At 61.7% G+C, this 1,686-nt stretch carries 1 protein-coding gene and 1 pseudogene; both read left to right on the top strand.

What is annotated here, in order from left to right:
• Positions 1–523, top strand: a pseudogene (locus ASE88_RS00145) (oxidase); the annotation flags it as partial.
• A gap of 12 nt (positions 524–535) precedes the next feature.
• On the top strand, positions 536–1,018 hold the full coding sequence (locus ASE88_RS00140) for a c-type cytochrome (protein WP_056474033.1): 483 nt from the start codon (positions 536–538) through the stop codon (positions 1,016–1,018).
• The last annotated feature ends 668 nt before the right edge of the window (positions 1,019–1,686 follow it).

The raw sequence follows: 1,686 nt of genomic DNA, 5'->3' as shown, positions 1-1,686 counted from the left end.
CCGGCTGATCGTCCCGGGCTGGTATTCGACCTACTGGGTCAAGATGCTGAACGCGATCGAGGTGCTGCCCGGCCCTGACGACCAGTATTGGATGGCCAAGGCCTATAAGATACCGGCGACACCCGGCGCGAATGTCGCGCCCGGTGCCAAGGACTTCCCGACCGTGCCGATCAATCGCATGATCCCGCGCAGCTGGATGACAAGCCTGCCGGATGGCCAGGCGATCGCCTATGAAGCGTCCATCCCGGTTGGCGGGATCGCGATGGGCGGCGACTGCGGCGTCGCCAAGGTCGATGTCTCATCCGATGGTGGCCGCACTTGGTACAGGACGACGCTCGGAGCGGACGAGGGCAAGTATAGTTTCCGGCGCTGGGATGGTCGCGTGCCGCTTAGGCACGGTCCCAACCCCATCATGGTGCGCTGCTGGAACGCCAACGGTGTCGCTCAGCCGATGAAGCCGATCTGGAACCCCGGCGGGTTCATGCGCGGCAACATCGAAATCACTACCATCATTGCGGCCTGAGGAGCGAGTAGTATGAAGACCCCGTCTCCCGGCATCATGGCCGCTAGCTTGATTGGCCTGACCGGTATCGTCCTCATCTCGATAGGTGCGCCGAGCAGCCGCAAGGCGTCTGCCCCGATCTCCGAGACGTCCGAGCCGGCGCCCCCCGTCAGCGTGTCGGCCCGTGGCTTCTCGCTTACCTCGACCAGCGTCGACCTGCCGGTCGACGACGCGACCTATCCCGATGGTCCGCACGCCGACGTCGTCAACGCCAACTGCACCTCGTGCCACTCGGCCAGTATGGCGCTGACCCAGCCTGCGCTATCGGCGGATCAATGGAAGGCGACCGTCACCAAGATGCGCGAAGTGTACAAGGCGCCGGTGGCCGAGAAGGATGTCGACGCAATCGTCGCCTATCTCACCGCCATGCCGCATCAGAAGGCGGCACCCGCAACCGGCAAGGCGCAGGACCCCGACCCCAAGGTCGCTCCCGATGTTTCAGGTGGCACCGGCTAACCGAGCCATAATCGCAAAATACCATCTCAATCGGGAAAGTCGCTGGTGTCATAACCGGTCGGTTTTGATGCAGCCGACGCGAACACGGTTTTCCGGGGGTTTCCGTGTGTCAGAACCCCGGTTCAGAATGTCAGCTTCCAAGACCGGCAACTTGCCTCGGCTACGTCTGCCTTTGGGTCGGGAGCCGTCCGGCAGCTTGGAGGCGCTCAGGACCAACAAAGCGGTCACTTTGCAGGCGATTTCCGACCTTTGCTTCCGGATGTCCGTTCAGTAGCCAAGCTCTGCGCCAATGGCTCGGATCTGACCAGAATATGACCCCACCAGGGTTCATATTTTGTCCAGCCACTTGGGTCTGATCAGACCCACTTGCGGTCATTCGCGGCCTCTTTCTGGCTCCCCAACTTCTGCCATCCATTCAGTATTGCAGCAGAGAAGGTGCTGAGCCTCGGCCCTGCACGCTGACCCGCCAGCTTTCAAAGGATGATGAGGCGGCAAAGCTTTTGCCGGCCCATTAACGGGCTGTCGGCTGCATAAGCTCTATCGTGATATGATCGGGGCCTGACACGTAGGCCACCAACGTTCCCTTCCGTGGACCACCTGGGATCGGCAGCGGATTACCTTTCGCCTTCCATCCTGCTGCCTCGACACGGGCAATGGCGACATGAATG

It is taken from the genome of Sphingomonas sp. Leaf38 (genome assembly GCF_001421825.1).
Taxonomy (GTDB): domain Bacteria; phylum Pseudomonadota; class Alphaproteobacteria; order Sphingomonadales; family Sphingomonadaceae; genus Sphingomonas.
Note: the sequence above shows the minus strand (reverse complement) of the source record. Positions and strands in the feature narration are given on the sequence as shown.

What these genes read in the sequence shown, in the direction of transcription:
- ASE88_RS00140 (WP_056474033.1), top strand. Translation starts at nt 536, where the DNA reads ATGAAGACCCCGTCTCCCGGCATCATGGCCGCTAGCTTGATTGGCCTG.